The 15,226-nt window shown below is 67.5% G+C and carries 13 protein-coding genes; 3 read left to right on the top strand and 10 right to left on the bottom strand.

From position 1 onward, the window contains the following. Window positions 1-19: 19 nt before the first annotated feature. The 5 genes from A4F85_RS08250 to A4F85_RS08270 form a co-directional block, all read right to left on the bottom strand. Window positions 20-1,012 (bottom strand): tripartite tricarboxylate transporter substrate binding protein, encoded by a 993-nt coding sequence (locus tag A4F85_RS08250; RefSeq protein ID WP_013802641.1) that lies wholly within the window; start codon window positions 1,010-1,012, stop codon window positions 20-22. A 63-nt stretch (window positions 1,013-1,075) separates the two neighbouring features. Beyond that, window positions 1,076-1,921 carry an amidohydrolase family protein gene (locus tag A4F85_RS08255; RefSeq protein ID WP_063326285.1) on the bottom strand — a complete coding sequence of 282 codons (846 nt, stop codon included), beginning with the start codon at window positions 1,919-1,921 and terminating at the stop codon, window positions 1,076-1,078. Continuing rightward, window positions 1,921-3,084 (bottom strand): CoA transferase, encoded by a 1,164-nt coding sequence (locus tag A4F85_RS08260; RefSeq protein WP_012205349.1) that lies wholly within the window; start codon window positions 3,082-3,084, stop codon window positions 1,921-1,923. Before A4F85_RS08260 ends, A4F85_RS08255 begins: the two co-directional genes overlap by 1 nt. Window positions 3,085-3,142: 58 nt before the next feature. Continuing rightward, window positions 3,143-4,147 (bottom strand): tripartite tricarboxylate transporter substrate binding protein, encoded by a 1,005-nt coding sequence (locus tag A4F85_RS08265; RefSeq protein WP_034393042.1) that lies wholly within the window; start codon window positions 4,145-4,147, stop codon window positions 3,143-3,145. An 80-nt stretch (window positions 4,148-4,227) separates the two neighbouring features. Then, entirely contained in the window at window positions 4,228-5,097 is an 870-nt protein-coding gene (locus tag A4F85_RS08270) for an HpcH/HpaI aldolase/citrate lyase family protein (RefSeq protein WP_063326286.1), read from the bottom strand. A 75-nt stretch (window positions 5,098-5,172) separates the two neighbouring features. Between A4F85_RS08270 and A4F85_RS08275 the strand changes: the two genes are divergently transcribed. Continuing rightward, window positions 5,173-6,090: a LysR family transcriptional regulator gene (locus A4F85_RS08275; RefSeq protein WP_063326287.1), complete on the top strand. Its 918-nt coding sequence runs from the start codon at window positions 5,173-5,175 to the stop codon at window positions 6,088-6,090. A gap of 9 nt (window positions 6,091-6,099) precedes the next feature. Here A4F85_RS08275 and A4F85_RS08280 read toward each other — a convergent pair whose 3' ends face one another. Next, the gene (locus A4F85_RS08280; protein WP_197485470.1) at window positions 6,100-7,008 is read right to left on the bottom strand and encodes a LysR family transcriptional regulator; all 909 of its coding nucleotides are present in this window, start codon (window positions 7,006-7,008) and stop codon (window positions 6,100-6,102) included. A 107-nt stretch (window positions 7,009-7,115) separates the two neighbouring features. On the opposite strand from A4F85_RS08280, the gene tam reads away from it, so the two are divergent. Continuing rightward, window positions 7,116-7,889, top strand: coding sequence for a trans-aconitate 2-methyltransferase (tam, locus tag A4F85_RS08285; RefSeq protein ID WP_197485471.1), 774 nt, complete (start codon window positions 7,116-7,118; stop codon window positions 7,887-7,889). Between the two features lie 19 nt (window positions 7,890-7,908). Here tam and A4F85_RS08290 read toward each other — a convergent pair whose 3' ends face one another. Continuing rightward, a complete protein-coding gene (locus tag A4F85_RS08290; protein ID WP_063326290.1) occupies window positions 7,909-8,304 on the bottom strand; it encodes a VOC family protein in 396 nt (131 codons plus the stop codon). A 148-nt stretch (window positions 8,305-8,452) separates the two neighbouring features. Here A4F85_RS08290 and A4F85_RS08295 point away from each other — a divergent pair, with 148 nt between their 5' ends. Beyond that, window positions 8,453-9,682: a nucleoside recognition domain-containing protein gene (locus A4F85_RS08295; protein ID WP_063326291.1), complete on the top strand. Its 1,230-nt coding sequence runs from the start codon at window positions 8,453-8,455 to the stop codon at window positions 9,680-9,682. 143 nt (window positions 9,683-9,825) lie between these two features. On the opposite strand, the gene sbcB is transcribed toward A4F85_RS08295, so the two are convergent. The 3 genes from sbcB to clpA form a co-directional block, all read right to left on the bottom strand. Further along, complete coding sequence (gene sbcB / locus A4F85_RS08300; protein WP_063326292.1) at window positions 9,826-11,265, bottom strand: exodeoxyribonuclease I; 1,440 nt, start codon at window positions 11,263-11,265, stop codon at window positions 9,826-9,828. 37 nt (window positions 11,266-11,302) lie between these two features. Then, the gene (gene cls / locus A4F85_RS08305; RefSeq protein WP_012205340.1) at window positions 11,303-12,757 is read right to left on the bottom strand and encodes a cardiolipin synthase; all 1,455 of its coding nucleotides are present in this window, start codon (window positions 12,755-12,757) and stop codon (window positions 11,303-11,305) included. An 83-nt stretch (window positions 12,758-12,840) separates the two neighbouring features. Beyond that, window positions 12,841-15,177 carry an ATP-dependent Clp protease ATP-binding subunit ClpA gene (gene clpA / locus A4F85_RS08310; RefSeq protein ID WP_012205339.1) on the bottom strand — a complete coding sequence of 779 codons (2,337 nt, stop codon included), beginning with the start codon at window positions 15,175-15,177 and terminating at the stop codon, window positions 12,841-12,843. Window positions 15,178-15,226: the final 49 nt, after the last annotated feature.

The raw sequence follows: 15,226 nt of genomic DNA on the forward strand, positions 1-15,226 counted from the left end.
CCCCGTCACACGCGGCGGCTCACTGCACGGTGATGCCGTTGGCCTTGACCACGGCATCCCAGCGCTTGCGCTCGGCCGCCACGAAGCCCGTGAAGGCGGCGGAGGAACTGCCCACGGGCGTCAGGCCCAGCTTTTCAAGGCTGGCGCGCGTGGCCGGCAAGGCCAGGGCCTTTTGCACCAGGTCCTGCAGCTTCTGCACGGTGTCGGGCGCAGTGCCTGCGGGCAGGAAGAAGCCGTTCCACTCCGTGACCTCGAAGCCCTTGATGCCGCTTTCCGCCACCGTGGGCACGTCGGGCAGGTCCGGCATGCGCTTGGCCGAGGACACGGCCAGCGCCTTGAGCTTGCCGCCCTTGACGTAATTGATGCTGGAGGCCGCGTTGGCAAAGTACACATCGACCTGGCCGCCCATGACATCGACGATGGCGGGCGCCCCGCCCTTGTAGGGAACGTGGACGGCATCGAACTTGGCGTCTGCCTTGAGCAGTTCCGTCGCCATCTGGGCCAGGCTGCCCGGACCGTAGGAGGCATAGGTGAGCCTGCCGGGCTTTTGCCGCGCGGCATTCATGAAGTCGGCCAGGCTGTTGTAGGGCGAGGACGGCGCGGCCACGAGAATGTTGGGCACGCTGATGGCCTGGGACACGGCAATGAAATCCTTGGCCGGGTCGTAGGGCAGCTTGCGCAATGCGGGGTTGATGGCGAAGGACGATGCGTCATACAGCACCGTATAGCCATCGGCCTTGGCGCGCGCCACGAGGGCGGCACCAATGGCGCCGCTGGCGCCGGCCTTGTTGTCCACCACCACGGTCTGGCCCGAGACCTCGCCCAGCGCCTTGGCGATGATGCGCGCCGCATTGTCCGCACCGCCGCCGGCCGAGAACGGCACGACGACCGTGATGGCCTGCGCGGCCGGATAGTCGGCCGCATGCAGCGTGCCCTGGAAAAGTCCCAGTCCCAGGCCCAGCCCCAAGGCCAGCACCGTCATGGCGGGCCGCAGTGTCTTGATCTTCTTCACGTTTCTGTCTCCTGTTGCTCAATGGTGAAAACCTGGGCTGCGAGGCTTGCGTGCCCCGCGCCCTCAATCGAATCCGTACAGCTCGGCGGCGTTGTCCACCAGCACGCGGGCGCGCAGCGCCGCATCGGGAATCCAGCGCGACAGCAGCGCCAGCAGCAGGGGGGTCTGCGGCGGATGGGCAACTTCGGTGACATGGGGCCAGTCGCTGCCCCAGACCAGGCGCTGCGGGGCCTCGGCCACCCAGGCCTGCGCCAGCGCGTCGCAGTCGGCATAGCCTGCGGCCAGGCCCGCCCGGCTGTTCAGATACGGGCCCGAGAGCTTGACCCAGGCCCTGCCCTGCTGCACCAGCCCACGGACCACGCCGAAGGCGGGCTGGTGCACGCCAGAGCCGTCAGCACTGTCAGCGAGCCGCGCCATGTGGTCGAACACCAGGGTGCATGGCAGCCGCTGCAGCAGCGCCGCATGGGCCTCGATCTGGCTGGCCAGCCAGTGCAGCTGCACATGCCAGCCCAGCGCGGCAATGCGCTCGGCCAACGGCTCCAGCATGTCCAGCCGCACGGCTGCATCGTGCTCGGTGTGCAGCGAAAAGCGGATGCCGCGAATGCCGCCGTCATGCAGCGCCTGCAGCTGTGCGTCGGTGATCTCGGGGTGCACCACGGCAATGCCGCGCGTGCTTGCTGCGCCCAGCGACTGGATGGCGTGCAGCGTGGCCCGGTTGTCCGTGCCATGCGCACGCGGCTGGACGATGACGGCGCGCTCCAGCCCCATGGCGCCGCGCAGCTGCGCATAGTCGGCAGCCGTGGCATGGGCACCAAAACGCGTATCAAAGCGCGTATCAGAACGCGTACCAAAGCGCGGATCGAAGACGTGCAGATGGGCGTCGCAGGCGCCTGCAGGCAGTGCGTGCATCAGCGGCTCTCTTGCGCAGCGGCCTTCAGCGCCTCGGTATGCTGGCCCAGCGTGGGCGCGGCAAAAGCCGGCGGGCCGGGCGTGCGGTCGAATTCGACGGCGCCGGCAAAGCCCCGGTAGCTGCCCAGGGTCGGGTGCTCGAAACGGGTGACCATGCCCTCGGCCTGCACCTGCGGGTCGTCGAACATGTCTTCCACCGTGCGGGCCGCCGCGCAGGGCACTTCCTCGCCAAACAAGGCCTCCCATTCCAGCGCGCTGCGCCCCGCCAGCGCCTGGCGCAGCAGGGGCACCAGCACGTCGCGGTGCTGGGCGCGCTTGCGCACGGAGTCGTAGCGCTCGTCGCTGGCCACCTCGGGCAGATCCAGCTTGCGGCACAGCGCCGCCCAGAAATGCGCGGTGTTGGCCGAAATGTAGAGATATCCTTCGCGCGTCGGGTGGATGCCCGTGATGCCGCCCGAGCGCATGTCGCGCCCTACCTCGCGCGGCTCGCCCTCGGCCCAGACCATGCGTGCGGACTGCATGGTCAGCGCCGCGCGCAGCAGGGACACGCCCACATGCTGGCCCAGCCCGCTTTTCTCGCGCTCGTACAGTGCCGACGACACGCCGCCCGCCACCAGGGCCGAGGCGTAGTAGTCCACCACGGAGCCATAGAGAATCTCGGGCGGCCCGCCTGCCTTGCCCTGCATGGCGCACATGCCGGTCATGGTCTGCAGCACCTGGTCGTAGCCCGCCTTGGCCTTGAGCGGCCCGCGGCTGCCATAGCCGGTGACGCTGCAATAGATGAGGCGTGGGTTGATGGCGGCCAGTTGCGCAAAACCGATGCCCAGCCGCTCGGGCACGCCGGGGCGGAAGTTGTGGACCAGCACATCGGCCTCGCGCACCAGGCGCAGCAGCACGGCGTGGTCGGCCTCGTCCTTCAGGTCCAGCACCATGCCCCACTTGCTGCGGTTCACGCCCAGGAAGGCGCGGCTTTCCGCTTCCAGCGTGGAGGGGTACTTGCGCAGGTTGTCGCCCACGGGCGGCTCGACCTTGATGACCTCGGCGCCCTGGTCCGCCAGCAGCGAGCAGCCATAAGGCCCCGCGATATAGGCGCTCAGATCCAGCACGCGCACACCGCTGAGCGGGCCTTTCGGTCCCTGGCGTTCACCGGGCACAAAACTCATTCGTTTCTCCTGATAGGGAAGCGGGAAGGCCTGGGGCACTTCCCGCCAGCGGCCGGGTTCAATCGGCCTGGATATTGCGGTCCTTGGCGAGCTGCTTCCAGCGCGCCACGTCGCTGCGGATCACCTGTGCGAACTGCTGCGGCGTCACGGGGTTGGCAATGGCGCCTTCGCGCAGGAAGCTGGCCTGGATGGTCGGCTTGGCCAGCACCTGGTTCACGGCCTGGTTGAGGCGGTCCACGATGTCGGCGGGCGTGCCCGCAGGCGCCAGCAGCCCCCACCACAGATCGAACTCATAGCCCGGGATGGCCGTTGCCATGGGCGTCAGGTCCGGCGCAATGGGGCTGGGCTTGAGGCTGGTGATGCCGATGGCGCGCAGCTTGCCGTTGCGCACCATGGGCAGGATGGAGGGGCCGCTGGAGACCAGCATCTGCACCTGGTTGCCGATCACGTCGGTCACGGCTGGACCCTGGCCCTTGTAGGGCACATGCATGATGTCCATGCCCGGCACCATGGAGCGCATCATCTCGGTCGCGAAGTGGTTGATGCTGCCGGTGCCCGAGGTGGCGTAGTTGAACTGGCCCGGGCTGGCCTTGATGGCGCGCACCAGATCCTGCGGCGTCCTGGCGGGGAATTCGTTGTTCACGGCCACCACCAGCGGGCCCTTGGCAAACATGGCCACGGGCGCCAGGTCCTTGACGGGGTCGAAGGGCATCTTGGCCTGCACCGCAGCATTCGTGGTCATGCTGGACGAGACCGCCACCAGCGTGTAGCCGTCTGCCGTCGCCTTGGCCACCGAGGCCGTGCCGGTGTTGCCGCTGGCGCCGGGCCGGTTGTCCACGATCACGGTCTGCTTGAGCAGATCGCCCATTTCCTTGGCGACCTGGCGTGCGAACACGTCGTTGGAGCCACCGGGCGGATAGGGAACCACCATGGTGATGGCCTTGGACGGGAAGGCGCCCTGCGCCATCAATCCCGGCGAAGCCAGCCCGGCCAGCGTGGCCACCGTTGTGGTGGCGGCCAGCGCCACCAGCCTGCGCCGCGCGCGGCAATGGGAAATGCTCATGTCTTTGTCTCCTGTACTGTTTCTTGTCATGGGGATGCCCGGCATGCGGGATGCCGGGGCACCGGATTGCCGGCGCCCGTTCAGGCCGCCAGCAGCCCCTGTGCATGCGCCGCAGCCACGATGGCCTGGGCACGCAGCACAAAGGGCTTGTCCACCATCTTTCCGTCCACCACATAGGCGCCCAGGGCGTTGGCATCTGCCTGGCGGGCCGCCTCCACCACCTTCAGGGCGTGCCCGATTTCCTGCTCGGTCGGCTGGTAGACCGCATTGGCCAGAGCGATCTGGCTGGGGTGTATGCAGGTCTTGCCCAGAAAGCCCAGGCCGCGCGACAGGCGGGCCTCGGCGCTGAAGCCCTCGCTGTCGCGGATGTCGGCAAAGGCGCCGTCGTAGGCGTAGACGCCGGCCTCGGCGGCGGCCATGCGCACGGCAAACAGCGCCTGGGCAATGGCGGCGGGCTCGCGCCGGTTCACGCCAAAGGGCTCGAACAGATCGCCCAGCCCCATCTGCAGGCCTGCCACGCTGGCATGGGCGCTGGCCAGCTCGGCAGCGCAGCGCAGGGCGCGGGGTGTTTCTATGTTGAGCAGCAGGCCAGGCGCCTGGACCACGCCGTTGGCATCTGCCGCCTCGGCAATGCGCTGTGCGGCCTCGCGCACCTGCTGCACGGTCTCGGGCTTGGGCAGGTTGATGAGGTGCACGCCGTCGCGCACCATCTCGGCGATGTCGGCGCCGAAATGCGGCGTGTCCATGGCGTTGACGCGCACGATCAGCGTCTTGCCATGGCCCCGGCTTTCAGGGCTGAGCAGGAAGCTGCGCAGCAGGCCGCGCGCCTCGTCCTTGCGGGCCTCGGCCACCGCGTCCTCCAGGTCGAAGGACAGTGCGTCGGCGTCGCCGGCCAGGGCCTTGGCGAACAGCTCGGGACGCGATGCGGGAACAAACAGTTTGCTTCTCATGCACCGCATTGTGGGCGGCAGAAAGCCAAGAGAAACACAGGTAATATTTGTTCAAACCACACAAATTCTTTGTTTATGGAAACCAGCTACCTGCACAGCTTCCTGCTCGTGGTCGAGACGGGCTCCATGGCCGAGGCCGCGCGACGCCTGAACATCACGGCCGCCGCCGTGGCCCAGCAGATCCGCATCCTGGAGCGCGAGTTCGACGCCCCCCTGCTGGCCCGCGCAGGCCGCACCGTGCTGCCCACGCCAGCCGGCCACCGGCTGTCGCAATCGGCCCCCCTGCTGCTGCGCGAGCTGGCCAACGCCAAGACCCATGTCAACCATGAGGGCGCCGACGGCGAGCTGGTGATAGGCACCATCAACACGGCCCTGCACAGCCTGCTGCCCGACATCCTGGCGGGCTTTGTGAAGAAGTGCCCGCAGACCAAGGTCTTCCTGCGCTCGGCCACCACGCGCGAGCTGTACCAGGCCGTGCAGCAGGGCGAGCTGGACGCCGCCGTCTGCCTGCACCCCTCGTTCGCCCTGGCCAAGACCTTCGACTGGACACTGCTGCGCGAGGAGCCGCTGGTGCTGCTGGTGCCGCACCAGCTGGCGCACCTGGACCCGCACACGCTGCTGCGCACCCAGCCGCTGATCCGCTATGACCGCAGCCTGGGCGGCGGCCAGATGGTGGAGCGCTACCTGCGCGCCGCGCAGATTGCGCCGCAGGAGCGCTTTGAACTGAGCTCGCTGGTGGCCATTGCCATGATGGTGGAGCGCGGCCTGGGCGTTTCGCTGGTGCCCGACACGGCACTGAACCTGCCCGATGGCCAGGGCGTGGTGCGCCTGGCCCTGCCCGAGGAATCGCAGTCGCGGCGCTTTGGCGTGATGTGGCTGCGCTCGTCGGCACGGCTGCCGCTGATCCACAGGCTGGTGGACTGCGCACGCACCGTGGTCAAGCAGCGCGGCGGCCCGCGCGCTGCCGCACGCGCAGCAACCAGGTCACCATAGTCCGCACCTTCAGGACTCCGCCACGGCCGCCGTGGCAACCAGGTCCTGGAGCCTGCGCAGCACGGCCGACGCATCGCCCACGCGCGTGGCCAGATGCAGGGGAGCGGCCAGCCCCGGGCATTGCGACAGCGTGCGGTAGGCAATGCCGTCGCTGCGCAGGCGCTGCATGGAGGCCGGCACGATGGACAGCCCCAGCCCTGCCGAGACCAGGCTCAGCGTGGCCGTCATGCGCGGCGCCTCCTGCACCACGCGCGGGCTGAAACCCGCCTCCAGGCAGGCCTTGAGAATGGCGTCGTACAGGCCTTGCCCTACCCTGCGCCGGTACAGCACGAAATCCTCCGAGGCGAGCTGCGGCAAAGGCACGGGCCGGCGCAATGGGCGTGCCAGCGCATGCCCTGCCGGCAGGGCCAGCAGCATGGGCTCCTCCAGAATCGGCACGGCCTGCAGCCCCTGGCTGCCATGCAGGGGCGAGCGCACAAAGGCCGCGTCCAGCCGCTCGTGCAGCAATGCGTCCATGAGTTCACCCGTGCCCGCCTCCTCCAGTGCCACGGCCACGCCGGGCACCTGCTGGCGGAACATGCGCAGCACGCCGGGCACGAAGGGATGCAGCGCGGCAGAGCTGGTGAAGCCCACGGCCAGCCGGCCCGTCTCGCCCCGGGCGGCACGGCGCACCACCTCGGCCAGCACGTCACAGCGCTCCAGCAGCGCCTTGGACTCTTCCAGCAGCGCCAGCCCCGCCGCCGTGGGCCGCACGCCGCGCGGCAGGCGCTGCACCAGCTCCACGCCCAATTCGTGTTCCAGGCCCTGCAGCAACCGCGTCAGCGGCGGCTGCTGCATGCCCAGGCGCTCGGCCGCGCGGGTGATGTGGCCTTCCTCGGCGATGGCGACAAAGGCGCGCAGTTGGCGAAGCTCGGGCACGTCAATACTTTCAAGGTATGGGAAGGCTTCGATTGTGGCATTTGCAATCATGGATGGACGGATTTACGCTCGCGCCCCACAAACACACCTACCTGAAAGGCAACACGATGACCTGGTCCGCAAAGCAGTACACAACGTTCGAGCAGGAACGCACGCGCCCCGTGCGCGACCTGGTGGCCGCCATTCCCGATCTGCCTGGCCACGCCGTGCGGCTGGCCGTGGACCTGGGCTGCGGCCCCGGCAACTCCACCGAGGTCCTGGCCCAGCGCTTCCCCGGGGCCACCGTGACGGGACTGGACAATTCCGAGGACATGCTGGATGCCGCACGCAAGCGGCTGCCGGGCACGGCCTTCTCACTGGCCGACATCGCCACCTGGCAGCCCGACCAGCCGCAGGACGTGATCCTGGCCAATGCCTCGCTGCAGTGGCTGCCCGACCACCAGCAGCTTTACCCGCGCCTAGTCAGCCACCTGGCACCCGGTGGCAGCCTGGCCGTGCAGACGCCGGACAACCTGGAAGAACCGGCCCACCGGCTGGCGCGCGAAGTGGCCGCCAGCGGCCCCTGGGCGGCCAGGATTGGCGATGTGCGCCACCCCGCACGTCACAGCGCGGACTTCTACTACGCCCTGCTTCGCCCGCACTGCAGCAACGTCGATGTCTGGCGCACCACCTACTTCCACCCGCTGGCGGGCGGCCATGCCGCGGTGGTTGAGTGGTTCAAGGGTTCGGCGCTGCGTCCGTTCGTTGCGCCGCTGGACGAGGAGCAAAAGGCCGGCTTCTACGCAGCGTATCTGCAGGCCATCTCCCAGGCCTACCCCGCGCTGGACGATGGCACGGTGCTGCTGCCTTTCCCCAGGCTGTTCATCGTGGCCAGCCGCTGAAGCGGTGCGCCTTCGGCCCTCAACGCGCAGGATGCGGCTCGATGAGATCCCACAGATTGCCGTAGAGGTCTTCGAACACGGCCACGGTGCCGTGGGGCTTGCGCTGGGGGTCCTGCACAAAGCGCACGCCGCGCGAGCGGTAGGCCTCGAAGTCACGCAGGCAGTCGTCGGTCTGCAGGAACAGGAACACGCGCCCGCCCGTCTGGTTGCCCACGCGCGCGGCCTGCTCCTCATTCGTGGCGCGGGCCAGCAGCAGGCGCACACCGCCGCCACCGGGGGCCACGGTGACCCAGCGCTTGCCCTCGGACAGGGCGGTGTCCTCGATCAGCACGAAGCCCAGCGCGCCCACATAAAAGCACAGCGCCTCGTCATAGTCGCGCACGGCGACGCTCACCTGTCCTATCACCTGGGGCATGGAATCCTTTGCAGCAATGGTGCGGTCCTCGGACCGCGGGGCAGCGAGGATAACGGAGCCCTGTCAATGCCCTGCCGCCCTGGCCCGTAAGCCCTGCGGCTGGCCCCACAATGGCGGCTTGCAATTGCCTCGTGAGGGACGGGAATCCATGCTGAATGCCTTGTGGCTGGGCTTTTTTCTGGTGGCGGCCGTGGCTGCGCTGGCGCAATGGCTGGTCGGCGGCCAGGCCGGGATTTTCTCGGCCATGGTGCAGGCGCTGTTTGCCATGGCCAGGCTGTCGGTCGAGGTCATGGTGCTGCTGTTCGGCACGCTGACGCTGTGGCTGGGCTTTCTGCGCATCGCAGAGAAGGCCGGCGTGGTGGAGTGGCTGGCGCGCGTGCTGGGCCCGTTGTTCGCCAGGCTCATGCCCGAGGTGCCGCGCGGCCATCCGGCCCTGGGCCTGATCACGCTGAACTTCGCGGCCAACGGGCTGGGACTGGACAACGCGGCCACGCCCATGGGCCTGAAGGCCATGCGCTCGCTGCAGGAGCTCAATCCGCGGCCCGACACCGCCACCAATGCGCAGATCCTGTTCCTGGTGCTCAATGCGTCGTCGCTGACCTTGCTGCCCGTGACCATCTTCATGTACCGCATGCAGCAGGGTGCGCCCGATCCCACCCTGGTCTTTCTGCCGATCTTGCTGGCCACCTCGGCCTCGACCCTGGTCGGCCTGCTGGCCGTGGCCGCCGTGCAGAGGCTGCCGCTGTGGAGCCCCGTGGTGCTGGGCTATCTGCTGCCGCTGGGCCTGGCGCTGGCGGGCTTCATGGCCTTTCTGGCCACGCTGTCGGCGGCCGCGCTGGCGCAGCTGTCATCGCTGCTGGGCAATCTGACGCTGTTTGCCCTGATCGTGCTGTTCGTCACCCTGGGCGCCTGGCGCAAGGTCGCGGTCTACGATAGCTTCATCGAAGGCGCCAAGGAAGGCTTTGACGTGGCCAAGGGCCTGCTGCCCTACCTGGTGGCCATGCTCTGCGCCGTGGGCGTGTTCCGCGCATCGGGCGCGCTGGAGTATGCGTTGTCGGGCATACGCTGGGTGGTCGATGCCCTGGGCATGGACGCCCGCTTCGTGGACGCCCTGCCCACGGCCCTGGTCAAACCCTTCTCGGGCAGCGCGGCGCGCGCCATGCTGATCGAGACCATGCAGACCCAGGGCGTGGACAGCTTCGCCGCCCTGGTGGCCGCCACCATCCAGGGCAGCACCGAAACCACTTTCTACGTCCTGGCCGTCTACTTCGGCGCCGTGGGCATACAGCGCGCCCGCCACGCCGTGCCCTGCGCCCTCATCGCCGAACTGGCCGGCGTGGTGGCGGCCATCGTGGTCTGCTACAAGTTCTTTGGCTGAAGGCACAAATGGGCGCTGCGCCTAAAGCCGACGCGGCCCAAGGCGAGGAACACCGAGCAAGGGCCTACGCCACCCGCCCCGCCTCGCCCCGCCGCGAGGGTGTCGCACCTCTCGGGAGAAGCCGCGCAGCGGCTCAGGGGGGACTAAAGTTCCGGCATGATCGCCTCGGCATAGTCATACAGCGCCCCCAGGATTTCCTCTCCGCGCTCGTCGGCAGTTTCCGATAACTGATCGACCATGGCAAACATCTGCTCGGCCGTGCGTGCGCCGCCCTTGCCGTCGATCAGGCAGGCAGCGCAGTGCTGCAGCCAGCGCTGGCGCTCGGCCGGGTTCAGGCTGGCGGGGAAGTTGCGGGCGCGGTATCGGAACAGCAGTTCGGTCAAGCGCGCATCGTCAAAGCCCGTGCGGTCCAGCGCCAGCTCCTGCGCAGACAGGCTGCGCAGGTGGTTCAGGCGGCGCCGGTCCTCGTTGCCCACAAAGCCGCCGTACAGGTCCTGGTCGGCATCCAGCCCTTCCTGCGCAGGGCGCTGGTGAACGGCACGCCACAGCGCGCTCATGTCGGGCAGGTCACGTGCAATGGCCGCATGGCCCATGCACTGCTCCACATCGATGCCCCATTGCGCGGCCATGGCAGGGCTCAGCGTCTTGAGGCTGCCGACCACCATGGGCGACTTGTTGACGTGGATGCTCTTGATGGGCAGGCGCTGCACGCCCTCGGGCAGGTCGGCCGCGCGCGAGAACAGGCGCAGGCGCAGCGTTTCCACGTCGATGGAGGCCAGCTCGGACGGGTCCTGCGCCAGATCCCAGCAGATGATCTCGTTCTTGTTGGTGGGGTGCGTGGCCAGCGGCCACATGACGGCGATGCAGCCGCGCTCGGGCCGGATCATGCCGCTGACGTGCAGGAAGGGCCGTGCATGCGCCGGCTCGGCCGGCAGGCCCATTTCCTGCAGCACGCGGTCCTTCTTGTGCAGCGAGAAGGCGAAGTCGAACAATCTGGGCTGGACCTTGCGGATCAGCCGGGCCAGCCCGATGGTGGCGCGCACGTCGGACAGGGCATCGTGCGCCTTTTCGTGCAGGAGGCCGTTGGCACGGGCCAGATCCTCGAGCTTGAAGCTCGGAGATCCATCCTCCTTTTTCGGCCAGACAATGCCTTCGGGGCGCAGCGCATAGACCATGCGCACCACGTCGAGCAGGTCCCAGCGCCCGCAGCCGTTTTGCCATTCGCGCGCATAGGGGTCGATGAGGTTGCGCCAGAACATGAAGCGCGTGATCTCGTCGTCAAAACGGATGGTGTTGTAGCCCACGCCCACGGTGCCTGCCTGGGCCAGTTCTGCCTCGATGCGGGCGGCGAACTGGGCCTCGGGCATGCCCTGCTCCAGGCATTGCTGGGGGGTGATGCCGGTGATCAGGCAGGACTGCGGATCGGGCAGGTAGTCGCCTGCCGGCTGGCAGTACCACATGACGGGTTCGCCGATTTCATTGAGTTCCGCATCGGTGCGGATGCCCGCGAATTGCGCGGGCCGGTCATAGCGCGGCTGGGCGCCGAAGGTCTCGTAGTCGTGCCAGAAGAAGGTATGGGCCATCGGGCGAGTATGCCTGCGAAAAACGGGCCACCAGCCCTCACAGCAGGGGCGAACACAGCCGCGCGCCCGAGTCGAACAGGCGCAGCGCAAAGCCCAGGTCACGCTTGAAATGCACGCGCTGGGCCTGCTCCAGATCGGCCTCGAACTGCTTGGCCAGATCGCCGTTGAGCGCAGGCCCGTAGGCGATGGCGCAGACCTCGTAGTTCAGGAAGAAGCTGCGGTAGTCGAAGTTGGCCGTGCCGATGATGGCGATGTTGTCGTCCACCACCAGGGTCTTGGAGTGCAGCATTCGTGCCTTGTACTCGTAGACGCGCACGCCGCAGCGGATCAGCTCGTCGTAGTAGGAGCGCGCAGCCGCCGTGACCAGGGCCGAGTCCGAACGGCGCGGCACCAGAAGCTGCACATCGACACCACGCAGCGAGGCATTGGTGAGCGCTGCCAGCGCGGCCTCCGTGGGCACGAAATACGGCGTGGTCAGCCAGACACGCTCCTCGGCCGCGTTGATGGCCGCCAGATGGGCGCGGTAGATGGCCTGCAGGCCGTTGTCGGGGCCCGAGGTGATGATCTGCACGGGCAGCGGGCCCTCGGGCGCATCCGGCAGCAGCAGGTCGATGTCGGCGGGCTCGTTCTTGGGGTCCTTTTCCAGCGCATAGGCCCAGTCTTCGAGGAACACCGTCTGCAGCCAGTTGACGATGGCGCCCTCCAGGCGCAGGTGCACGTCGTGGTAGGCATCGGGCATGACACGCGCGTTCTCTTCATCGGTCACGTTGACGCCGCCCGTGAAGCCCACCTTGCCGTCGCACACCAGGATCTTGCGGTGGGTACGGAAGTTGATGACCGGGCGCAGCCGCCGGCCGATCTTGGTGCCATGGAACAGCGCGACCTCGGCGCCCGCATCCTCCAGCGGCTGCAGAAAGCGCCTTCCCAGCTTCTTGGAACCCAGGGCATCCACCAGCAGGCGCACCTGTATGCCTGCGCGGGCCCGCTGTATCAGCAGGTCGCGCAGGGCCGTGCCGGTCTGGTCCGGCTCGAAGATGTAGTACTCCAGGTGGATGTGGTGGCGCGCCGCATTCACCGCCTCGATGATGGCGTCGAAGGTGGCAGCGCCGCCCACCAGCAGCCGCAGGTCGGCGGCCGTGCTGACCGGAAAGTCGCTGGTGGCCGCCACCAGCCGCGCGACCTGGTGCAGGCGCTCCGAGCTGCCCGGCATGCGCTCGCGCAGGCGCTGCACGCCTGTTCGCACACGCGATGTCTTTCGCGCACGCAGCCGCTTGATGCGCTGGCGCTTGAGCCGCTGCGGGCCGAAGAAGTAGTAAATGGCCAACCCGCCCACGGGAATCGCCGCCATGGACAGAAGCCAGCTCAGCGTGGCCACGGGCGCGCTGCGCTGCAGAAGGATCCACACCGCGACGATCACCACATAGACCGACCAAGTCACCGACAGCAGCAGCAGCGCATTCTCATGGGTCAGGTACTGACGAAGCCACTCCACAAAGACTCCTTCGGGCGGATCAAAGAAAAAGCCGGCAGCCCGGGGGGCTGTCGGCTTGCGCGATGGGCATCAGGCGATGCACATCAGTCGGCAGTGGCCTCTTTGGGCTCGGCCGGCTCGGACGCCGGGTCCTGCTTGGGCTGGGGCGTGATGTCGAGCTTGACTTCGCCCTTGTCGGCATCGTCGGCGTCGGCCACCCAGTCCACTTCCAGGCGGCCACCGTCGACCAGCTGCCCGAACAGCAGTTCGTCGGCCAGAGAACGCCGGATGGTGTCCTGGATCAGGCGCTGCATGGGGCGGGCGCCCATGAGCGGATCGAAGCCCTTCTTGGCCAGGTGCTTGCGCAGCGCATCGGTGAAGGTGACCTCCACGCGCTTTTCGGCCAGTTGCTGCTCCAGTTGCAGCAGGAACTTGTCGACCACGCGCAGGATGACCTGCTCGTCCAGCGGCTTGAAGCTGACGATGGCGTCCAGACGGTTGCGGAACTCCGGCGTGAACAGGCGCTTGATGTCGCCCATTTCGTCGCCGGCCTGGCGCGGGTTGGTGAAGCCGATCGAGGCCTTGTTGATGGTCTCGGCGCCCGCGTTCGTGGTCATGATGAGGATCACGTTGCGGAAGTCGGCCTTGCGCCCGTTGTTGTCCGTCAGCGTGCCGTGGTCCATGACCTGCAGCAGCACGTTGAAGATGTCCGGATGCGCCTTCTCGATTTCGTCGAGCAGCAGCACCGAATGCGGCTTCTTGGTCACGGCCTCGGTCAGCAGACCGCCCTGGTCAAAGCCCACATAGCCCGGAGGCGCGCCGATCAGGCGGCTGACGGCATGGCGCTCCATGTACTCCGACATGTCGAAACGGATCAGGTCCACGCCCAGGATGTAGGCCAGCTGCTTGGCCGCTTCCGTCTTGCCCACACCCGTGGGGCCCGAGAACAGGAAGGAGCCGATCGGCTTGTCCGGCTTGCCCAGGCCCGAGCGCGCCATCTTGACCGAGGAGGCCAGCGCTTCCAGCGCCTTGTCCTGGCCGAAGACCACGCTCTTGAGATCGCGCTCCAGCGTCTGCAGCTTGCTGCGGTCGTCGTTGGACACGTTGGCAGGCGGAATGCGCGCGATCTTGGCCACGATGGCCTCGATCTCGGCCTTGTCGATGGTCTGCTTGCGCTGCTCCACCGGGATGATGCGCTGCGCGGCACCGGCCTCATCGATCACGTCGATGGCCTTGTCGGGCAGGTGGCGGTCATTGATGTACTTGGCCGACAGCTCGGCCGCAGCCTGCAGGGCGGCGGCGGCGTACTGCACGCTGTGGTGTTCCTCGAAGCGCGACTTCAGGCCCTTGAGGATGTCCACGGTCTCGGCCACGGTGGGCTCGACCACATCGACCTTCTGGAAACGCCGCGACAGCGCCGCATCCTTTTCGAAGATGCCACGGTACTCGGTGAAGGTGGTCGCGCCGATGCACTTGAGCTGGCCGCTGGACAGCGCCGGCTTGAGCAGATTGGACGCGTCCAGCGTGCCGCCCGAAGCGGCGCCCGCGCCGATAAGCGTGTGGATTTCGTCGATGAACAGGATGGCGTTGGGCCGGTCCTTGAGCGACTTGAGCACGCCCTTGAGGCGCTGCTCGAAATCACCACGGTACTTGGTGCCCGCCAGCAGCGCGCCCATGTCCAGCGAATAGACCACGGCTTCGGTCAGCACCTCGGGCACCTTGCCCTCAGTGATGCGCCAGGCCAGGCCTTCGGCGATCGCCGTCTTGCCCACGCCGGCCTCGCCGACCAGCAGAGGGTTGTTCTTGCGGCGGCGGCACAGGATCTGGATGGTGCGCTCGACCTCGTAGTCGCGCCCGATCAGCGGATCGATCTTGCCGTCCTTGGCCGCCTGGTTGAGGTTCAGCGTGAACTGCTCCAGGGGCGAAGCCTTTTCGTTACGCTCGCCACCGGCGCCCTCTTCGGACTCGGCAGGGTTTTCGGCCTTGGCGGGCTCGGGCGGTTCGCCCTTCTTGATGCCGTGGGCAATGAAATTGACCACGTCCAGGCGCGTCACGCCCTGCTGGTGCAGGTAGTAGACGGCGTGCGAATCCTTCTCGCCGAAGATGGCCACGAGCACGTTGGCGCCCGTGACTTCCTTCTTGCCGTTGCCGGTGGATTGCACATGCATGATGGCGCGCTGAATCACACGCTGGAAACCCAGCGTGGGCTGTGTGTCCACCTCATCGGAGCCTGCCACCTGGGGCGTGTTGTCCTTGATGAAGTTGGACAGGGCCGAGCGCAGGTCATCGATGTTGGCTGAGCAGGCGCGCAGCACTTCCGCTGCACTGGGGTTGTCCAGCAGAGCCAGCAGCAGGTGTTCCACGGTGATGAACTCGTGGCGCTGCTGGCGCGCTTCGACAAAGGCCATGTGCAAGCTGACTTCCAGTTCCTGGGCGATCATTGATGACTCCTTTTCGCTTGCTGGGGATTATTGACTGCAACCATAAATC

Origin of the sequence: Delftia sp. GW456-R20, from assembly GCF_001622915.1 — a bacterium.
In the GTDB taxonomy this organism is placed as follows: domain Bacteria; phylum Pseudomonadota; class Gammaproteobacteria; order Burkholderiales; family Burkholderiaceae_C; genus Comamonas; species Comamonas acidovorans.

Bases quoted from the DNA above. Each gene is read 5' to 3' on its own strand.
- A4F85_RS08255 (WP_063326285.1), bottom strand. From the start codon at position 1,921: ATGCACGCACTGCCTGCAGGCGCCTGCGACGCCCATCTGCACGTCTTC.
- A4F85_RS08260 (WP_012205349.1), bottom strand. From the start codon at position 3,084: ATGAGTTTTGTGCCCGGTGAACGCCAGGGACCGAAAGGCCCGCTCAGC.
- A4F85_RS08265 (WP_034393042.1), bottom strand. From the start codon at position 4,147: ATGAGCATTTCCCATTGCCGCGCGCGGCGCAGGCTGGTGGCGCTGGCC.
- A4F85_RS08270 (WP_063326286.1), bottom strand. From the start codon at position 5,097: ATGAGAAGCAAACTGTTTGTTCCCGCATCGCGTCCCGAGCTGTTCGCC.
- A4F85_RS08275 (WP_063326287.1), top strand. From the start codon at position 5,173: ATGGAAACCAGCTACCTGCACAGCTTCCTGCTCGTGGTCGAGACGGGC.
- tam (WP_197485471.1), top strand. From the start codon at position 7,116: ATGACCTGGTCCGCAAAGCAGTACACAACGTTCGAGCAGGAACGCACG.
- A4F85_RS08290 (WP_063326290.1), bottom strand. From the start codon at position 8,304: ATGCCCCAGGTGATAGGACAGGTGAGCGTCGCCGTGCGCGACTATGAC.
- A4F85_RS08295 (WP_063326291.1), top strand. From the start codon at position 8,453: ATGCTGAATGCCTTGTGGCTGGGCTTTTTTCTGGTGGCGGCCGTGGCT.
- sbcB (WP_063326292.1), bottom strand. From the start codon at position 11,265: ATGGCCCATACCTTCTTCTGGCACGACTACGAGACCTTCGGCGCCCAG.
- clpA (WP_012205339.1), bottom strand. From the start codon at position 15,177: ATGATCGCCCAGGAACTGGAAGTCAGCTTGCACATGGCCTTTGTCGAA.